The sequence below is a fragment of the Paraburkholderia sp. SUR17 genome (genome assembly GCF_029536165.1).
GTDB lineage: Bacteria > Pseudomonadota > Gammaproteobacteria > Burkholderiales > Burkholderiaceae > Paraburkholderia > Paraburkholderia kururiensis.
The window spans coordinates 1,353,937-1,371,566 of sequence record NZ_CP120509.1; the positions used below are offsets into that span (position 1 = coordinate 1,353,937).

At 64.7% G+C, this 17,630-nt stretch carries 13 protein-coding genes; 4 read left to right on the top strand and 9 right to left on the bottom strand.

Annotated elements, in window-relative coordinates:
* Nucleotide 1 precedes the first annotated feature (1 nt).
* Nucleotides 2-1,375 (top strand): cytochrome c, encoded by a 1,374-nt coding sequence (locus tag P2869_RS23475; protein WP_277599717.1) that lies wholly within the window; start codon nucleotides 2-4, stop codon nucleotides 1,373-1,375.
* A gap of 124 nt (nucleotides 1,376-1,499) precedes the next feature.
* Here P2869_RS23475 and P2869_RS23480 read toward each other — a convergent pair whose 3' ends face one another.
* From P2869_RS23480 to tssK, 9 genes are all read right to left on the bottom strand, one after another.
* The gene (locus P2869_RS23480) at nucleotides 1,500-2,153 is read right to left on the bottom strand and encodes an amino acid ABC transporter permease (RefSeq protein WP_277599718.1); all 654 of its coding nucleotides are present in this window, start codon (nucleotides 2,151-2,153) and stop codon (nucleotides 1,500-1,502) included.
* Entirely contained in the window at nucleotides 2,150-2,947 is a 798-nt protein-coding gene (locus P2869_RS23485) for an amino acid ABC transporter permease (protein WP_277599719.1), read from the bottom strand. The genes P2869_RS23480 and P2869_RS23485 overlap by 4 nt, the downstream gene beginning before the upstream one ends.
* 77 nt (nucleotides 2,948-3,024) lie before the next feature.
* A complete protein-coding gene (locus P2869_RS23490; RefSeq protein ID WP_277599720.1) occupies nucleotides 3,025-3,882 on the bottom strand; it encodes a transporter substrate-binding domain-containing protein in 858 nt (285 codons plus the stop codon).
* An 849-nt stretch (nucleotides 3,883-4,731) separates the two neighbouring features.
* Entirely contained in the window at nucleotides 4,732-5,157 is a 426-nt protein-coding gene (gene tssE / locus P2869_RS23495) for a type VI secretion system baseplate subunit TssE (RefSeq protein ID WP_017776025.1), read from the bottom strand.
* Nucleotides 5,158-5,170: 13 nt separating this feature from the next.
* Complete coding sequence (gene tssH / locus P2869_RS23500; RefSeq protein WP_277599721.1) at nucleotides 5,171-7,891, bottom strand: type VI secretion system ATPase TssH; 2,721 nt, start codon at nucleotides 7,889-7,891, stop codon at nucleotides 5,171-5,173.
* Between the two features lie 144 nt (nucleotides 7,892-8,035).
* The gene (locus P2869_RS23505; protein ID WP_012733890.1) at nucleotides 8,036-8,521 is read right to left on the bottom strand and encodes an Hcp family type VI secretion system effector; all 486 of its coding nucleotides are present in this window, start codon (nucleotides 8,519-8,521) and stop codon (nucleotides 8,036-8,038) included.
* Nucleotides 8,522-8,622: 101 nt separating this feature from the next.
* Nucleotides 8,623-10,419, bottom strand: a complete 1,797-nt coding sequence (locus P2869_RS23510; RefSeq protein WP_277599722.1) for an OmpA family protein — start codon at nucleotides 10,417-10,419, stop codon at nucleotides 8,623-8,625.
* On the bottom strand, nucleotides 10,416-11,141 hold the full coding sequence (locus P2869_RS23515; protein WP_277599723.1) for a DotU family type IV/VI secretion system protein: 726 nt from the start codon (nucleotides 11,139-11,141) through the stop codon (nucleotides 10,416-10,418). The genes P2869_RS23510 and P2869_RS23515 overlap by 4 nt, the downstream gene beginning before the upstream one ends.
* The gene (tssK, locus tag P2869_RS23520) at nucleotides 11,138-12,490 is read right to left on the bottom strand and encodes a type VI secretion system baseplate subunit TssK (protein WP_277599724.1); all 1,353 of its coding nucleotides are present in this window, start codon (nucleotides 12,488-12,490) and stop codon (nucleotides 11,138-11,140) included. Before tssK ends, P2869_RS23515 begins: the two co-directional genes overlap by 4 nt.
* 574 nt (nucleotides 12,491-13,064) lie before the next feature.
* Here tssK and tssB point away from each other — a divergent pair.
* The 3 genes from tssB (at nucleotide 13,065) to vgrG (ending at nucleotide 17,627) form a co-directional block, all read left to right on the top strand.
* Entirely contained in the window at nucleotides 13,065-13,577 is a 513-nt protein-coding gene (gene tssB / locus P2869_RS23525; RefSeq protein ID WP_017776030.1) for a type VI secretion system contractile sheath small subunit, read from the top strand.
* Nucleotides 13,578-13,647: 70 nt separating this feature from the next.
* The gene (gene tssC / locus P2869_RS23530) at nucleotides 13,648-15,180 is read left to right on the top strand and encodes a type VI secretion system contractile sheath large subunit (protein WP_277599725.1); all 1,533 of its coding nucleotides are present in this window, start codon (nucleotides 13,648-13,650) and stop codon (nucleotides 15,178-15,180) included.
* A 107-nt stretch (nucleotides 15,181-15,287) separates the two neighbouring features.
* Entirely contained in the window at nucleotides 15,288-17,627 is a 2,340-nt protein-coding gene (vgrG, locus tag P2869_RS23535; RefSeq protein WP_277599726.1) for a type VI secretion system Vgr family protein, read from the top strand.
* Nucleotides 17,628-17,630 lie beyond the last annotated feature (3 nt).

Consider the following 17,630-nt stretch of genomic DNA (forward strand, 5'->3'; position numbering starts at 1 on the left):
GATGAAGCGATTCAACGCAATGACGGTGGCCGCTGGTACGGCCACCTCGGTGGCCTCCGCAGTGGCGACCGCTGTGGCCACTGCATTGACCACCGCAGTGGCCACATTCACTGCCACCGTCCTGTTTGCCCCGCACGCCCATGCTGCGGACAATCCTGCCACCAACGCAGCCAGCGACGCGCTGGTCGCACGCGGCGCCTACCTCGCGAAAGTGGGCGACTGCGTGGCATGCCACACCGCGAAGGGCGGCAAGCCGTTCGCGGGCGGCCTGCCGATGTCCCTGCCCATGGGCACGCTCTACACGACGAACATCACGCCGGACCCGGAAACCGGCATTGGCGGCTACACGGAAGAGGACTTCGCGCACGCGCTGCGCGAGGGCGTGGCGAAGGACGGCCACAACCTGTACCCGGCGATGCCGTACGCCTCGTACGCGAAGATCAGCGACGACGACACGAAGGCGCTCTACGCGTACTTCATGCACGGCGTGGCGCCGGTCAGGCAGGCCAACCGCGTGCCGCAGATTCCCTGGCCGCTCGGCATGCGCTGGCCGCTCAAGTTGTGGAACGCGGTGTTCCTCGAGAAGGGCGTTTATCAGGCGAAGAGCGGTCAGGACGTGGCGTGGAACCGTGGCGCGTATCTGGTGCAGAGCCTCGGGCACTGCGGCTCGTGCCACACGCCGCGCGGCGCGCTGTTCCAGGAGAAGGCGCTCGATGAACGTGGCGGTCTCTATCTCTCCGGCGCGCTGCTCGACAACTGGTATGCGTCGAATCTGACGGGCGAGCACAACGTCGGGCTCGGGCGCTGGTCCGAGGCTGAACTCGCGCAATTCCTGAAGACGGGGGCGAACGCGCATGCGTCGGCGTTCGGTTCGATGAGCGAGGTGATCAACAACAGCACCCAGGCCATGACGGACAGCGACGTCGGGGCGATCGCGCATTACCTGAAGTCGCTGGCGCCCGCGGGCGGCAACGGACAACCGCAGTACGCCTACGACGCGCAGGCCACGAAGGTGTCGCTCACGCGGCCGGCCGGCGATGCAGGGGCGAAGGTCTACGCCACCTACTGCATGCACTGCCATGGCACCGACGGCCGCGCGTTCGCGCCGATGCTCGCGCCGCTCGCCGGCAACCCCAACGTGCTAGAGAAGGACGCGTCGTCGCTCATCAACGTCACGCTGAACGGCACGCCCGACCTCGTGATTCAGGGCATTCCGGCGCCGTATCCGATGCCGCAGTTCGCCTCTGTGCTGACGGACCGGCAGATCGCGGACGCGCTCACGTTCATTCGAGCGGGCTGGAACAATCACGCGCCGGCAGTCAGCGCGGACGACGTGGCGAAGATACGCCGCGGCACGCAGACCGCGATGCATTGAACGAAGCGATGAAGGACAGAGCGGCGGGCAGGCGGTGCGCGTTCGGCATCGCTTGCCTGCCCTCGCTTATGGTGCGATCTGCGGCCAGACAGGCTCGGCCAGATAGGCTCGGCCGGACAGGCGCTCAACGCTGCGCGACCCGCTGACGCCGTTCGAGCGAACGGGCAAACCACGTGAGCGGAAAACACATCGCGAAATAGATGAGCGCCACCATGCCGTAGATCGGAAACGGGCGGAACGCCGCGTTGGTGATCATCGTGCCGGTCTTTGTGAGTTCCACGAAGCCGATGATCGAGGTGAGCGCCGTGCTCTTCACCACCTGCACGAGAAACCCGACAGTGGGCGCGACCGCGATTTTCAGCGCCTGCGGCCACACGATGTAGCGCAGCTGTTGCCCATGAGTCATACCGAGACTCGCGCCGGCCGCCCACTGACCGCGCGGCACCGCTTCCACGCAGCCGCGCCAGATGTCCACGAGATAGGCGCTCGTGTAGAGCGTGAGCGTGATCGTCGCCGCAAACCACGGCGAGACGTCGATGCCGACGAGCGGCAGCCCGAAGAACGTGAGGAAGAGTTGCATCAGGAGCGGCGTGCCCTGAAACAGCTCGACGTAGAGCACCACGACGCGGCGCAGCCAGGCCACGGGCGACACGCGCATGGCGAGCAGCACGAGGCCCGCCGCGCCGCCGCCCCCGAACGCGATGAGCGAGAGCAAAACCGTCCAGCGCGCGGCAAAAATCAGGTTGCGCGCGATGTCCCAGAGCGTGAATTCGATCATGACGAGCGCTCCGTGCGAACGGCCGGCGAAACGGCGGGCGAGTTCGCGGTAGTGTCGGCAATGGATGCGCGCGCGAACAGCTTGCCGCGGCGCCGCGTTCCAGCTTGACTCACTGCCGACGTGGCCCGCGCCGCACGACCCGCGAAGAGCCGCTTGCCGAGCCGGTTGAGCAACTGGCGCAGCACAATGGAGAGCACGAGATAGGCCGCGGTAATGATCACGTAGCTCTCGAACGAGCGGAAGTTGCGCGACTGGATGAAGTTGGCCGCGTAGGTGAGGTCGGGGACCGAAATCTGCGAGACGACCGCGGAGCCGAGCATCACGATCAATACCTGGCCTAGCAACGCCGGAAAAACGTTGGCAAGAGCCTGCGGCAGCACGACGTGACGAAACGTCTGGCGCGGATGCAGCCCGAGCGCCATGGCGGCCTGCACCTGGCCGCGCGGAATCGAATCGATGCCGGCGCGCACGATTTCCGTGGCGTAGGCACCCAGATTGACCGTCATGGCCAGCACGGCGGCCTGCACCTCGTCGATGTGGATGCCGAGGCTGGGCAGCCCGAAGAACACGAAGAAGAGCTGCACGAGAAACGGCGTGTTGCGGATCAGCTCGACATAGGCCGCCACCACCGCGCGGGCCGTGCGCGGCCCCGACACGGCGATGCTCGCGCCCGCCACGCCCACCAGCCCGCCCAGCACGGTGGAAACGGCGGTGAGCCCCACGGTCACGGCCGCGCCCCGCGCGAGCATGCCCGCATAGAGGCCGAAGCCGCTGAAATCGAACGCGTATGTCATCGAGGGGAATCACCGTTTCCAAAAAGCGTGCAGCGCACGGCGGCGCGCGCGGTGCCGCCCCAGAGGCCTCAGAGACTTCAGAGATCGGCGGGCAGCGGCGCGTGCAGCCACTTCTGCGAAATTGCGTTCATCGTGCCGTCCTTGCGTGCGCGGGCAATCGTGCTGTTGACCTGCTGCATCAGGCGCGGTTCGTTCTTGTTCAGGCCGACGTGGTCGGGCGAGCTGAACAGCGAAAATTTCTGTTCCGGGTCGTTGGCGGGGTGGCGCGCCAGAATCGTGGCGCCCACGTCGTTGCCGACCACGAGCAACTGTACCTGACCAGAAATAAATGCAGAAATGGCGCCGTTGGGGTCGTCGAAGCGCTTGATCGATGCGCTCGCCGGCGCGATCTTGCTCACCGACAAATCTTCCAGCGTGCCGCGTGCCACGGCGATGGTCTTGCCGGCCAGGTCGCCCGCGTTTTTCACGGCGAGCGCCTTCGGTCCGAAGACGGCCAGGTAGTACGGCGCGTACGGTTGCGAGAAGTCGATGACCTTGGCCCGCTCGGGCGTCTCGCCCACCGAGAGCAGCATGTCGGCCTTGTGGTCCGCAAGGTAGGCCATGCGGTTGTCGCCCGTCACGGCCACGAGTTCCACCTTGGCGTGGAGCGCCTTGCCGATCAGGTTCGCGACGTCGATGTCGTAGCCTTGCGGCTGCATGTCCGGACCGATGGACCCGAACGGCGGATAGTCTTCGAACACGCCGATCTTGACGACGCCGGCTTTCGCGATGGTGTCGATGGCGTCGGCATGGGCCGCGGGGGCAAGGGCGATGAGCGCAGCCGCACCGATGCAGGCTGTGCGAGCAACGCGCGACGCATGGGCGTACAGGCGCGCTGGGGCTGAGGCAAAGCGGCGTTCGGCGTGCTGGCCGCGCACGGATGGAGAGCGGTTCATCGTTTTCCTCTGTCGAATGGGACCGCAGGGGGCCGCAGGGGCACTGGCGGACCGGAAGCAGCCCCGAAGGATGGGGTTCGAACGCACTCTAGGTTTGCCAAAATCCCCCAACAATCGAAATCTCTGCATGGGCGGCATGAGCGGGGCTCATGGGTGAGAGGCGGGTGAGCACGGGCGCGTTGGTCCGAGGTGTTGTTAGCGGACCGGGCTGCGGAATGACGAGGGGTGCGGCTAGCGCTGGATGAGCGTCGACCGGCAGCTTCGAGGCTTGCGCGCGGGGTCGTGCATCGCGTCCGAAGCGATGTCTCCCACCTGGAGCGGGCTGGCGGGAGACTCCGCCGACGGGTATTCCGGTTATCGACTGGAGAAATGGCAGGGTCGCGAGGGCCAGGCCGGCGTGCTGGCCGCGCGCCCCCTCACGGGCGTCACTGGTTCATCGCTTGCCGCGCGCGAATGCCGCTATAGGGTCGGTCTGCGTGGGATCTGTCTGTGTCACGTCCGTCCGCGAGGCCGACGGGGCGCTATGCCGAGCACGCTGCATTGCGCGCTTGTCGCGAGCCTCGGGCCGATGCGGAGGGCGGCTGGAGCCAGGCGCGGTCGCCGAATGCTTTTGCGCTTCCTTTCTGAGTTCCGCCGGACTCAACCACTGTTCCCGGTATTCTGCGCGGGCGAATCCCGCAACAAAAAGAAGCACGAACGACGCGCAGACGCGCCGCGCGTGGCATCGGCCGTGCCCGATACGTCCTGCACTTCCGGTATGCCGTGGGCTCGATTGGACTACATTCGCCTGGTACTGCCTTGAACTGTTCGACATAAGAAATCGCTTGTTGCTACTACTTTCCGGGTGAATCAACTGTGTTCCTGTACGCGCCGCTTCAGACGCATGCGTCCCGGCGGCTCGAAATACGTGCCGAAGCGCACGAGCCCAGCCTTCTTCAGGTGGCACGTCAGCTCGAAGCTCACGAGTACGCCGGGGTCGTTGTTTTCGATGATCCCGACGTCGATGGAACGGATGCGTGGCTCGTACTTCAGCAGCGTGGCCTCCATCTGCTGCTTGAGCATGTGCGAGGAGGCGGGCAGTGCCTTGTAGATGTTGGTCAGATCCGGGAGACCATAGTCCGGCAGATGCTTGAGCGCTCCCGCGCGCGTGTTGAGAATGCGCTGCACGTTCTGCTGCACGCTCATGCATTCGAGCGTGCGGTCGTCGTATGCGGCCAGCGGCTCGCCGCCGATCTGTCCGAGCAGCATGTCGTAGAGGGAAGGGCCGACCGGCATCGTGTGCGCTCCGTCAGGCGACTACCGACGCGGGCGCGGCGTCGCTATCGACCATGTCGGCCTCGCCGGCCTGGTCGGCGAAGTCGATCGCGAGGTTGCCTTCAGCGGAGCTGGAGAGCGCAATCTTCCCCGGCGCCGTGCCGCTGGCCATGCGCGCCAGCAGCTCACGCGATACCGTCGGCAGGATGCGCTGGTTGAGGAACGCATCGACGTTGCGCGCGCCGGACTCGCGTGCCAGACACAGTTCGGCCATCGCGCTGATGAGCGATTCGTCGCATGTCAGTTCGACGCCGTGCTGGCGGCGTAGACGGTCCGCGACCTTCGCCAGCTTCAGTCGCACGATGGAGGCAAGCGCCGCGACATCGAGCGGCCGGTAGACGAGCGTCTGGAAACGCGCGAGCAGCGCGGGCTGGAAGTGCGCGACCAGTTCGGGGTGAATCGCGTCGAGCAGGGCGGCGTGCGCAATCTCCGGGTTGCCAGCCGTCGCCTCGTCGATCTGGGCGCTGCCCAGGTTGGAGGTCATCAGGATCACGCAGTTGCGGAAGTCGATCTCGCGGCCTTCGCCGTCGCGCATTGTGCCGCGGTCGAACACCTGATAGAACATGTCGAGCACGTCGCGGTGCGCTTTCTCGACCTCGTCGAGCAGCACGACGCTGTAGGGCCGCTGGCGCACCGCTTCGGTGAGGACGCCACCGCGGCCATAGCCGACGTAGCCGGGCGGCGAGCCCTTGAGCTGCGAGACTGTGTGGGCTTCCTGGTACTCCGACATGTTGACGGTCGTGAGCGCTGCTTCGCCGCCGAACAGCAGGTCCGCGAGCGCCAGCGCCGTTTCGGTCTTGCCGACACCCGAGGGTCCGGCCAGCAGGAACACGCCGAGCGGCGCGTGCTCGCTGCGCAGGCCTGCCTTCGCGGTGCGCAGGCTTTCGGCGAGCGCAGACAGGGCGTCATCTTGCGCCACCACGCGTCGGGCCAGCTGCGCTTCGAGCGTGAGCAGGCTCTGCAGCTCGTCTTCCACAAGGTCGCCCACCGGCACGCCGGTCCATTCGGCCACCACTCGCGCGACGGCCTGCGCGTCGACGTCCGCGAAGACGAGTGGCGTCTTGCCCTGCGCCTGGGAGAGCGCCTCGCGGGACTGGGAGAGTGACGCTTCATCGCGCGCAGCCGGATCGATGCCACGCTGTTCCAGCAGCGTCTGGACCAGCTTCAGTTCGTCGTCGTAGCGGGCCTGGAACTGCTCCAGATCGGTCCTTGCCTGTTCCAGTGCGCTATCGAGCGCGGTGCGGCGCGCTGCGCCATCGCCGATACCGGCGCGTGCGTCGTCATCGAGCGTGGCGCGTTCCAGTTCCAGCGCCGACACGGCGGCGCGGGCGCGCTGCAGTTCCGCGGGCGGAGATTCCAGCTCCATGCGCACGCGTGCAGCGGCGGTGTCGATGAGGTCGACTGCCTTGTCCGGCAACTGGCGTGCGGGAATGTAGCGGCGCGAGAGCTTCACCGCAGCGACGAGTGCGTCGTCGCGGATGTGCACGGCGTGGTATGTCGCGTAGCGGCTCCTGAGGCCGCGCAGCATCAGGCAGGCGGCATCGTCGTCGGGCTCGTCGACCTTGATGACCTGAAAGCGCCGTTCGAGCGCGGCGTCGCGTTCGAAGAATTCCTTGTATTCGGACCACGTGGTGGCTGCGATGGTGCGAAGCTCGCCGCGCGCGAGCGCGGGCTTGAGCAGGTTCGCCGCGTCGGCGCCGCCGGCAGCATTGCCTGCGCCGATCAGCGTATGGGCTTCGTCGATAAAGAGCAGGACGGGCACGGCCGACGCCTGCACCTCGTCGATCACGTTCTTCAGGCGCTGCTCGAATTCGCCCTTCACGCCGGCGCCGGCCTGCAGCAGGCCGAGATCGAGCGTGAGAATGCGCACGTCGCGAATCACGTTCGGCACGCTGCCTTCGGCCACGCGCAGCGCGAGGCCTTCGACGAGCGCAGTCTTGCCGACACCGGGCTCCCCGACGAGGATCGGATTGTTCTTGCGGCGGCGCGCGAGCACGTCGACCATCTGCTGGATCTCACGGTCGCGTCCGAAGACGGGATCGATCTGGCCGTTGCGGGCCTTCTCTGTGAGGTCGATGGCAAAGCGGGCGAGGGCTTCGCCTTCGGTGCTGCGCCGGGAGGGCGGCGCCTGCGTGGCATTGCCAGCGCCTGTGCCCGGTGGGATATCGGTGGCGGGTTCAACCGCAGTTTCTTCTGCTTCCGGTTCATCGTCTTCGGGCCCGTTCTCGCACGACAGGTGACCAAGACGCCGCAATAGGCGCCCGATCTGCGCGCTGCTTATCGACAGCAGCGGCCATGCCTTCTGAGCGCGCAGCGCATGCGGCGTATCGACGATCGCCTGCAGCAGGTGTCCCGAGCGGATCAGCGCGTCCTCGCCTTCGTCGGATGCGCGTACCCATGCAGCTTGCAGCACGGTGGCAAGCTGGACAGAAAGCGCCGGTCTGCCTCTAAGGTTGCGCGGCACGTGTTCGATGGTGTCGAGGAGGGCCTCCCACACGAAATCGACGTCCACCGCGTAGTGGTCGAGGATGGCGGGAATGTCGCCGTCGCCCTCCTCGAGAAACTTCAGCAGCCAGTGCTCGACGAAGATCTCGCCCGCGAGGCGTCCCTGACAGAGGCTGGCAGCCGCCTCAAGTGTTTTCGCGCAGTGGGGATTGAGCCTGCGGAGGAGGTGAGTCGTATCGCGGAGAGTCATGAGGGGACGGACCGGATTGAAAGGAATCCGCACTGTTTAGCAGCGAGACTCCGGAGAAAAAGGACCAGTCCGCAAGCCGGACTGGCGGACCGGAAAAAACGGGACCGGCGGAGGATCACGCGGTCCCGGCACACACTGCGGATATCAGGAACGCTCGTTCCACGTGTCCTTGTGGATGATGTTGCCGTCCTTGTACGACCACGTGATCGTCTCGTAGCGCAGCTCGACGTTCTCGAGGTGGTTGTGCTTCTCGTAGTCCGGGTTCTTGATGTCGTACATCACCGGATTGACCGCGACGATCTTGACGTTGTCGAGCTTGGTGTTGAAGTACTCCTTCTCCTTGCCCGCGTCGTCGATCTTGTACCACTTGATCTCAACCGACTTGAGCGTCTGGCCGCTCGTTACCGCCTTGTACAGGTACGGCGTGGAGGCGTCCGTTTCCTTCGTCAGGGTGATGGGCTTGTGAACGCGCGTGCCGGTCAGCTTGCCGGTGTTGCCGTCGGTCGGGATGTGCACGCCGTGATTGAAGGCGACAAGCTCGACGCTGCCCTCACGGCCCTGCACCGTCACGGAACCTTTGATGTCGGCGCCGCCATCGTCCTTGAGCCACATGTAGGCCGGAATTGCCATTGCTTAACTCCCTGTTATGTACTGCTTACTACGACGATTGCCCGGAGCCTGTGGCCGGGCACTGGAATCCCGAAGCAGGAAGCTTCGGGGACTAGAAAGCCTTAACTCTTCGATGCTTCGGACGATGGCGCGTCTTTTGCCGTGTCGGGCACCAGCGTGATCTCCACGCGCCGATTTCTTGCGCGCCCTTCGGGCGTATCGTTGGTGGCGAGCGGACGCGTGTCGCCGTAGCCCTGAATGGCAAACTGCGTGGCGGGGAGGGCGGATGCCTCGACCAGCCAGTCGCGTACGGCTTCGGCGCGCGCTGCGGACAGCTTCAGGTTGCTCTCTGGCGTGCCGACGTTGTCGGTGTAGCCAGCCACGAGAATCCGCTTGTCCGGATGCGCCTTGATCATCTCCAGTGCACCGACCATCGCACGCGTCGAACCGGGCCTGAGCTGTGCCTTGCCGCTGTCGAACAGCGACATGCTGTCGAGCGTGACGACGGCCGGCGGCGGGGGAGGCGGGACATATGAGGCGATCGCGTCGTTGAGCGCAGGCATCAGCCGGGCGCCGCGGAACATGCCGAACGACAGACGCAGCGGGACACCGATACGCGTGTACCGGTCGAGCTCGTCCCGGTCTGCGACGAGCGCATGCAGGGCGTCGTGTCTTGCCGTGTCGTGCGATACGGGGATCATCGAATAGCGCCCGAGATCGGCGCCGATACGCGTGAGCAGCGCATCGTTGTTTCTTGCGGAGGCCCAGAACGCGGCGATGGCCGCACACGCGAGCAGCGCGATCGCATGGGCCAGGGCCGCAAGACGCGGCGACATCCAGTGCCGCCGTGGCATCGCCTCCACAAGCGGCTGCGGCAACGGCCACGGTAGCGGTGAAGCAGCCGCGTCCGCACGCAGGACGTGCGTTTGCATCGCGACGTCGCGCTCCCATGGGCGGTCCGGTCTGGTGGCGGGTCCGCAGTCGATCCAGCCGGCACCGAACAGTGGCCAGGGCGTGGCCGGCTGCTGCCGGTCGGCCAGTGTGCCGAGTACGACGCGCTGGGTCCATCCGACAATCGACGCGAGCGCGGCTGCTCGTTCCGTGGTCTTCCGGTCGCCAGCCGTCAGGCGGGCTTCGTCCTCTGCCGCCTGGATCACGCCATCGAGCCGTACGGCGTCTACGAGCGGCGCCGCAGAAGAGACGCCATACCAGCGTGGCGGCAGGGCCAGGCCGACATCGGCAGTGCCGGCCGCTTCGCTGTCCGCCGCACCCGACGTTCCCGTCGTGGTGAGCCGTTGATAGACCGCCACATACCCGGGCAGTCTGGTGCCGAGTACCCGTGCCGCATCCGCAACGGACTGGCGCACGACACGCAACTGCTGCGTCATCATGTCGGCGCCGGCGTGCAGGGCGGGCGCGACAGAGAGCACCACACCGTCCGGTGCCCGGCCGTCGCGCCACTGCCTGACGGCAACGGCGAGTCTCGGCAATTCCTGGGGACGATCGACCCGCAGCCAGATCGCTCCATCGCCGACATGCGCGAAGCGCGCCCCGGCGTTCCGGTCGAACAGCGCGGGCAGGCCGTCGCCGGTCACCAGAACGAGCGGCATGCGCGTGCGCAACCTGACGGGGATGTCGGCGGTTGCCGCTCCCAGTGCGGCAAGCACGTGCGCGGCCTGCTCCCGTGCGCGGGAAAGCTGGTGCGTGCGCCACCACACCAGTGCCAGCGTGAGCGGTGCAATGGTCGCGGTCAATGCCCAGGTCACGCCGCGTCCAGCGGGCAACACGAGCCAGATCACGGCGAGCGCGAGCACGGCCCCAAGTACGGCCATCAGCCGGAACGGGTAACCGAGCCCCTCGTGGCCATCGTCGGGTGGCCGCACACCGGACGGAGCAAGCATAGGGAGTTCGGACTTCACGGCCGCAGCGCCTTCGCCGGCGCGAGCTGCGCGACGTGCAGATCGAGCGCTGCGGACCAGGCGCCCCAGACGATCGCAGCAACGAGGCACGCCAGCCCGGCAACGGCCCACGGCGAAAGCCGGTAGAAGAGATCGGAAAACCTGCGTCCCGCGCGGTCGACAACGAAAGGACGATCCGCCGATGGCCGAAGTTTTTCCAACTGGGCGTTCAGCGATGAGATCAGTCCGGCGCGCTTCGCCTCGCCTTCGCGTGCATAGCGTCCGGTAAAACCGATGCCGAGGATGGCCGCATAACACTCCAGCAGATCGATATGTGGTGCGGCCTCGCGCATGCGCGTTTCGAGCCGCTCGAACACCCGCTCCCCTGCATCGTGCAGACTGAACCTTCCCACCTGCAGTGGCGCGAGTTCCCAGTCGGCGCGGACGTCCGGCGGTAGATACCGGAGCGCCGTTTCGTCGAGCAAGGCGCACTGTGCCATGACGGCGTCGTGACGCACGTCGTCCGGATAGCCGCGTCGTCCCAGCGCGCCCGAAAACTGGTCGATGATCTGCTCGCAGCGGCTACGGAACCCCACAGGATCGTCGACCTTCCGGCTGCCAGCGAGCGTCGTCACGAGGAGTGCTGTGTCGCGCAGAAGGTCGCGTATGCCGCGGGCCGATGTGCGTGCTTCACCGGCATCCATCAGGGCTGGCTCGTGGCGATGAGAGGGCAGGACGTTCATGAGCGCAGCACCGCGTAAAGTTCGAGCGACGCATCAGGCACCGATGCCGGCAGATAGACCTGGCATGCGCGGGCGGCCAGCATCCGTGCGTGCGCGGGATCGCTGGAATCGAGCGCGAAATACTGATTGTCCAGACGCACCGGTATCGCGGCGGGAACGCGCTGTACCGCCTTCAGCCCGATGCCGGGCAGCGCGGAATTGACGATGTGTTCGACGTCGTCCGGCGCGCCGATCTTGCACAGCCGGGGAAACTGTTCGACCAGCTGGAACACGGACACGGGCGCGTTGACGGACAGATACCAGTCGGCCGAGTCTTCCACGATCCGGCTATCGAGAAACTGTCCGGCCCAGGTGGTCGGACTCTTGCGGGTCAGGCCGATCGATACGACGCGCGACGGAATGATCGCGTCCAGCAGGTCGCGGATCATGTTCTCGAGCTTTGAGAAAACCTCGTCGGCACGGGCATGGTCGTAGGACGGAATGTTGGTGAGCGACGTTGCGGTCGAGAACGTCGTGAGCGCACTGGCGAGCTGCGCGAGGGTGCCGTACAACTGCTCCGGCGAGCGGGCCGGATGGGTGGCGAAGAGGTGCAACTGCGGCCACGCCGCATGGATACAGTGAAGCAGCCAGAAGAGCTGTACGTCAGCTACGCCGTACTCGGCAACCTGTTCGATGCGCTCGCTGCGGCGCGCGCCCAGCGCTGCGCTTTTTGCAAGCAGGATATCGGCGAGCCGGTTGATGCGTTCGAGGTGCAACGGGTGGCTGGCAAGCGTCAGGCACGGCGGCACGAACCGGTGGTCGACCTGGAACTGACCGCCCGCTCCGCGAGTGAGCCGGGCGACTGCACAGACTGTGTCGTCGGCGTGCGGCTCGAAGTCGAACAGCAGGCGCACCGCGTGACGCTCTGCGGCAATCTCCGCGTCGCCGGTGCCATTCATGTCTGTGACCTTGACGAACTCACGGTACGTACGGCGTGGACGCGCAAGCGACGTCTCGTCGAAGCGGCAGTTGCTGCCGTTGGCGTCGGGCAGGGCGAGTGCCGCGAGCACGGTGACGGACTGGAGATCGGCGGGCACGCCACTTGTAAGGTCTCGTGCCGGAGGAAGCGGGTCGGCCACCGTCGTGTCCACTGGGGTGCCATCGGGAAAGCGCAGTTTCAGCCGCGTGAGCTTCACGCGTCCCGTGGCGAGCGCTTCTTCGTCGACCTCGATGCCGAGCGTGCCCCAAGGATCGGCAAGCGCGACGGATGCGACCTGCTGCATCGCGAAGCCGGTCCATCTGTCCTGTTGCTGGAAGTGCTGCTGGGAGAGGATGAGGCCCTCATGCCAGAGCGGTTTGTCGATCCGCATGGTCTGCTGTTTATCTGGTTATAGCTTACGGGTGCGCAAGCCTGATATACGGGCTGGAAGACTAATGAATACACGATGAACTTGGATTGCCATTTTAATGGCGTGGTTGATTGAATTATGAATAATTGTCAATCCTGATCTTGCGGATTCTATTTTTGTGATCGATGGTTTCTTCGTAACCCGGAATCGAATGTTTGTTAAATTGGAAAACTCAATGCCCAAATTGAATTTCCTGTTTGCCAAGAATCAATTCAATCAATACGCATATAAGAGATTGAATCTAACTGTCGAGCTGATGAGGTAGATGAGGGTGCCGGCAGTCAAGCTTGATAATCCTTGACAATTGGACATCCCTCTATCGCGTAACCTTCTGCGACGCTCTCCCGTTTGCCGTCCGAAGGTGCTGTTCCATTTCGCCGTATAGGGCAAATCACACGATCACGCAACCTGCGATTGTTGATGGCGCTCAATACGACCGGTAATAGCCATGCCTAAGCATCCGGAGGGGCGTTCCGTGCACAGCACAGGCGTGCACTTCCTCATAGCTCAAATCGCCCCAAAAAGAGGACTACCAATGGATAGCTTCCAACGAGAAATTCCGAAGAGTCGCGTTTCAATTACGCTGGATCTGCATACGGGCGGAGCCCAGAAGAAGGTTGAACTGCCCCTCAAGCTGCTGGTCGCGGGCGACTTCAGCGCCGGCCGTGAACAGGCGCCGCTGGCCGAGCGCAAGAAGATCAATATCGACAAAAACAACTTCGATGCGGTGCTCGCCGACTATGCGCCGGACCTCAAGATCGCTGCGGATAACACCCTGGCCGCCGATGGCTCGGAGTTGCCCGTGAATCTGTCGTTCCGGTCGATGAAAGACTTCGAGCCGGAGCAGGTTGCCCGCCAGATTCCAGAGCTGCAGGCGTTGCTCGCCATGCGCAATCTGCTGCGCGACCTCAAGTCGAACCTGCTCGACAACGGCACGTTCCGCCGCGAGTTCGAAAAGATCCTCAAGGACAAACGTCTGTCGGACAGGCTGCGCGGCGAACTCGCGCAGGTCGCCACGGCCGCGACACAGCCGGAAGGCCATGCCTGAGCGTGGAAGGTCGAAGACGGCCTTTACCGCGTTCCGCAACCACGTCGCCATACGAAGAACCGAGTCATCCATGAAACAGAACGAATCCCGCCAGGGCGCAACCGAGACCGTTGTGCTGGAAAACGACAGCGTCTATGCATCGCTGTGCAACAAGATCAACCTGAAACCCGTCGCCGAGGCGCGTCCGCTCGAAGCGTTCCGCGACAACGACACGCTTTCGGAAGCCTCGCCCGACGAACGCGTGGCGCGCGGCATGGACGCGCTGCTCAACCTCATCGCGAAGGAAAGCAAGCCGGTCGACCGGCTCGACAAGTCGCTGCTCGATTTCTACATCGGACAGCTTGACCGCCAGATCAGCCAGCAACTGGACGCCGTGATGCACACGCCGGAATTCCAGGCGCTGGAAGGCCGCTGGCGCGGTCTCAAGCTGCTGGTTTCGCGTACGGATTTCCGCAAGAACGCGCGCATCGAAGTGCTCGACGTCTCGAAGGATGCGCTGCAGCGCGACTTCGAGGACACGCCGGAAATCATCCAGAGCGGCCTGTATCGCCTGACCTACATCGAGGAATACGACACGCCGGGTGGCCAGCCGATCAGCGCGATGGTCAGCGACTTCGAGTTCACGAGCTCGCCGATGGACGTGGCGCTCCTGCGCAACATCTCGAAGGTCGCGGCGGCGGCGCACATGCCGTTCGTCGGCTCGGTGGGGGCGGCGTTCTTCGGCAAGCAGTCGATGGAAGAGGTTGCCGCCATTCAGGACATCGGGAACTACTTCGACCGCGCCGAGTACATCAAGTGGAAGAGCTTCCGCGATACCGACGACGCCCGTTACGTCGGCCTCGTCATGCCGCGTGTGCTGGGTCGCCTGCCTTACGGCAAGGACACGGTGCCGGTGCGTGCCTTCAACTACGAAGAGGCCGTGAAGGGCCCGGACCACGACAAGTATCTGTGGATGAATGCGTCGTTCGCGTTCGCCGCCAACATGGTGCGCAGCTTTGTGAACAACGGCTGGTGCGTGCAGATTCGCGGTCCGCAGGCAGGCGGCAAGGTCGAAGACCTGCCGGTTCACCTGTATGACCTGGGCACTGGCGTGCAGCCGAAGATCCCGACCGAAGTGCTGATTCCCGAAACGCGCGAGTTCGAGTTCGCCAACCTCGGGTTCATCCCGCTGTCGTTCTACAAGAATCACGACTTTGCGTGCTTCTTCTCGGCCAACTCCACGCAGAAGCCGGCGCTCTACGAGACGAAGGAAGCCACGGCCAACAGCCGCATCAACGCACGTCTGCCGTACATCTTCCTGCTCTCGCGTATCGCGCATTACCTGAAGCTGATCCAGCGCGAGAACATCGGCACGACCAAGGACCGGCGTCTGCTCGAACTCGAGTTGAACAGCTGGATCAAGGGGCTCGTGACGGAAATGAAGGACCCCGGTGACGAGCTTCAGGCATCGCACCCGCTGCGCGAGGCGAAGGTGACGGTGGAGGACATCGAGGACAACCCGGGCTTCTTCCGCATCAAGCTCTTCATCATTCCGCACTTCCAGGTGGAAGGGATGGACATCGGCCTGTCGCTGGTTTCGCAGATGCCGAAGGCGAAGAGCTGATTCAACGCTTCTGGTGACCGCATGGGCCGCCGGGCGTGACGCCCGGCGGCTGTTCTGTCCGACGCCTCACGTCTCGTGAGGCGTGCTGCTTCCCGAAAGGTGTTCGCATGTCGATGGTCTTGCCGCTGCAGGCGTACGAGTTGAAGCTGGCGCCACACCCGGCGCCGTTCTCGATCCTCCGGTTCGCCTGCGTCGACCGGGTGAGCGAGCTGTACCGTTACGTCATCGAGTTCACGAGTCCGGTGGCTGGCATTCCGATGGACCAGGTGCTGGGACGGCCAGCGAGGTTCAACATCACGCCGGTCGACCCCAACATCGACAACCTGCGCCGGATGTTCGGCGAGAACGCGGAGAAGTTCAGCAGCGTGCCGGCGGCGTATACCGTGCACGGCATCGTCACGCGCTTCGATGAATTCGCGACGTCGGCCGACGAGACGCACTACCGGGTCGTGCTCGAACCGAAGATGGCGGACCTGAACCGCGGCGTGACGAGCCGCCTGTTCCAGAAGCAGTCGGTGGAGGAGATCGTCACCGATACGCTGCGGCACTACGGCTACCGCTCCGGCGTGGATTTCGTGTTCAATCTGCGGGGCAAATACAAGCGGCACGAGTACGTCACGCAATACCACGAGACGACGTTCGCCTTCATCCAGCGGATCTGCGCGCAGGAGGGCATCTGGTTCCGCTGGGAGCAGAAGAAGGACCACACCGTCATCGTGTTCGGCGACGATCTGGACGCGTATGCGCGCAGGCAGCGTACGGTGCCGTACCGTCGCGACAGCGGCCTTGAAAGCGCGGGCGCTGACGCCATCAAATCGCTCACGCGCCGCAGCCGCCGAGTGCCGGAAGCGGTGCGCCTGCACGACTACAACCACCGTCAGGCGGGCGTATCGCTGCTCGTTGAAGAGAACACGGCGCGGAGCGACGCGACCACGGACGCGGTGGATTACCACTGGGGCGAGCACTACGAGACGCCGGAGGAAGGCAAACGCATTGCGCGTCTGCGGCACGAAGCGTGGCTTGCGGACCAGCTCACGTACACGGGCGCGGGCAATCCGTTCTGGCTGGAAGCAGGCGAGGTGATGCGGGTGGAGCCGAATCCGGCCGACGCGAAGCACGGGATCTTCGTGACGACCGTGAAGGCTCGGGGCGCACGTAACGAGGCCTACCACGTCACGTTCGAGGGCATTCCATCGGACCGCGTTTGGCGCACGCCGACGGCACGGATTGCGCGGCCGAGTATCGATGGCATCCTGCCGGGGCGCATCACGTCGCCGGGCAACTACAAGTACGCGTATCTGACCGAGCAGGGCTGGTACGTCATCAAGCTGCCGTTCGACCTGGACGAGTGGAGTCCGGGCGGCACGAGCCGGCCCGTGCGGTTTGCCAAGCCGTACAGCGGCGACACCTACGGCCACCACTTCCCGCTGATCGACGGGGCCGAGGTTGCGCTCGTCTTTACTGCAGGTGATCCCGACCGGCCCGTGATCCTCGGGGCCATGCACGACAGCCTGCACCCGGATCTCGTCAACAACCTGAACAACACCCGCAACATCGTTCGCACCGCCGCGCAGAACGAGATGCGGATGGAGGACAGGGAGGGGATCGAGCACATTCACCTGACGACGCCGTTTCAGACCAGTGAGCTGAATCTTGGTCATATGGTCGATGGGGATCGCAAGGAGCGTGGGCAAGGTGCCGAGCTGCGCTCCGATGGGCCGACTGCTGTTCGTGGCGCGAAGGGTGTGTTGGTCACCGCCGAGGAACAACCGGGCGCCGCGGGCAAGCAACTCGCCATGCAGGATGCAGACGTGACGCTTGAGCAGGCCGAACAGATCCTGCGTGCGCTGAATGACTCAGCGAATGCTGCGAAGGCGCTGCAGGCTGACATCGATCAACAGCGCGAGCTGATCCAACAAAAGCTCAAGGGTCTGCAGCAGCCGGTCATTGTGGCGACAGCTCCGGAAGGCATCGGCCTCGCGAGCGGCGGACAGATGCAATTCGCGGCCCGCAAGCAGATGTTCGTTACCGCAGGTGACGGGCTCGACATTGGCGTCATGAAGCGTATCGCAGTCGCCGCTGGCGAGGCGATTTCCTTTTTCGCGGCGAGGCTCGGGATCCGGATTCTCGCCGCGAAGGGCAAAGTCCAGGTCCAGGCGCAGTCCGACACGATGGAACTGATGTCGATGCAGGACATGACAGCCAGTTCATCAGACGGCGAAGTGATCATCACGGGCCGCAAGGGTGTCACGCTCGGCGACGGGTCCGGTGCCTACATCAAGCTCTCGGGCGGCAAGATCATTCTCGGTAGTCCGGCCGGAGAAATCGAGCTCAAGGGCGACCTGAAAGTCGACGACCCGGACGGTGGCAGCTTCAAATTCCCGACATGGTCCAGGGCGCCGCTCAACGACGTGAAGGACGCAACGAACTTCGGATTTTCTGAATAAGCT

Excerpts from the sequence above, each read along its gene's own strand:
- tssB (WP_017776030.1), top strand. The coding sequence starts at position 13,065 with ATGGATAGCTTCCAACGAGAAATTCCGAAGAGTCGCGTTTCAATTACG.
- P2869_RS23480 (WP_277599718.1), bottom strand. The coding sequence starts at position 2,153 with ATGATCGAATTCACGCTCTGGGACATCGCGCGCAACCTGATTTTTGCC.
- tssH (WP_277599721.1), bottom strand. The coding sequence starts at position 7,891 with ATGACTCTCCGCGATACGACTCACCTCCTCCGCAGGCTCAATCCCCAC.
- P2869_RS23490 (WP_277599720.1), bottom strand. The coding sequence starts at position 3,882 with ATGAACCGCTCTCCATCCGTGCGCGGCCAGCACGCCGAACGCCGCTTT.
- tssK (WP_277599724.1), bottom strand. The coding sequence starts at position 12,490 with ATGCGGATCGACAAACCGCTCTGGCATGAGGGCCTCATCCTCTCCCAG.
- tssE (WP_017776025.1), bottom strand. The coding sequence starts at position 5,157 with ATGCCGGTCGGCCCTTCCCTCTACGACATGCTGCTCGGACAGATCGGC.
- vgrG (WP_277599726.1), top strand. The coding sequence starts at position 15,288 with ATGTCGATGGTCTTGCCGCTGCAGGCGTACGAGTTGAAGCTGGCGCCA.
- P2869_RS23475 (WP_277599717.1), top strand. The coding sequence starts at position 2 with ATGAAGCGATTCAACGCAATGACGGTGGCCGCTGGTACGGCCACCTCG.
- tssC (WP_277599725.1), top strand. The coding sequence starts at position 13,648 with ATGAAACAGAACGAATCCCGCCAGGGCGCAACCGAGACCGTTGTGCTG.
- P2869_RS23485 (WP_277599719.1), bottom strand. The coding sequence starts at position 2,947 with ATGACATACGCGTTCGATTTCAGCGGCTTCGGCCTCTATGCGGGCATG.
- P2869_RS23515 (WP_277599723.1), bottom strand. The coding sequence starts at position 11,141 with ATGAACGTCCTGCCCTCTCATCGCCACGAGCCAGCCCTGATGGATGCC.
- P2869_RS23505 (WP_012733890.1), bottom strand. The coding sequence starts at position 8,521 with ATGGCAATTCCGGCCTACATGTGGCTCAAGGACGATGGCGGCGCCGAC.